This window comes from Anaerotruncus sp. 1XD42-93, from assembly GCF_009917605.1.
Classification (GTDB): Bacteria; Bacillota; Clostridia; order Oscillospirales; family Ruminococcaceae; genus Anaerotruncus.
The window spans coordinates 1-1,052 of the sequence record NZ_QZEG01000185.1 but is presented as its reverse complement, the minus strand read 5'-3'; the positions used below and the strand labels follow the sequence as shown (position 1 = coordinate 1,052).

Annotated in this window: 1 protein-coding gene; it reads left to right on the top strand. The window is 49.5% G+C overall.

Annotated features, from left to right (window positions below):
* Positions 1 to 66: 66 nt before the first annotated feature.
* On the top strand, positions 67 to 1,052 hold a 986-nt coding region (locus D5269_RS17910; RefSeq protein WP_166545247.1), incomplete at its 3' end, for a YidC/Oxa1 family membrane protein insertase.

The following is a 1,052-nucleotide window of genomic DNA, read 5'->3' as shown; positions in this document are numbered from 1 at the left end:
AGATAATCAGAAATTATCGGCTGATCTGGTTATGAAAGATAAAAAGAGGGAGTTTAGGAGAAAAAGATGAGTTTGACAGAACAGTTGGCAGTCCCACTAAATGCGTTAATGATGATTTGTTATCGTATGGTGGGGCATTATTTTGCGGCGATTCTTATTTTTACGCTGCTCACCAAGGTGATTCTGTTCCCGGTTTCCCTGTGGACACATAGAAACGGGATCACGATGATCCGTCTGATGCCCGAGCTGAACCGGCTGAAAGTGAAGTACTACGGAGATAAAGATACCATTGCGGAAAAAACACAGGCGTTGTATAAACAGCGCGGATACCATCCACTGGCCAGCACAGTCCCCATGTTTATCCAGCTTGCACTGCTGATCGGGGTGATTGGTGCGGTGCAGGCCCTTCTTGCAGGGACGGAAAGTGTACTTTCCGTCCCTCCCGCTCAAGCGGGAGGGATGACATTGCTGATGCCGCTGGCCGCAGGCGGCTCTGCACTTCTGCTGGGGCTCGCACAGAATCGATTCAATCCGCTTCAGCGGGAGCAGGCTCGGGCAAGCCAGTGGGCCACAAACGGCGTCTCAATCGGCATATCCTTGCTCCTGGGGGCATTTGTACCGGTTGGCGTAGGCGTTTACTGGATCGCCAGCAATCTTTTGACGATCGGACAGCAGTTGGTGTTAAATGCGGTTATGCCGGCCCGAAACTATGTCGACTATGAGGCTCTGGAACAAAGTAAACAGGAGCTTGCAGGTATTGACTCCCTTTCGTCGCGTGTCTCTAAGGAGGACAGGCAGCGGGAAAAGGCCGATTATAAGCGGTTCTTTTCGATCGCAAACAAACATCTGGTCTTTTACTCGGAGAGCAGCGGATTTTACAAGTATTTTGCCGACGTGATTGACTACCTACTGCAGCATTCCAATCTTTCTATACACTATATCACCAGTGACCCCAATGATGCAATCTTTCAAAAGGCACAGAAGGAACCTCGAATCAGGCCCTATTATATTGGGGAAAAGCGGCTGATTACCTTGATGATGAAAATGGATGC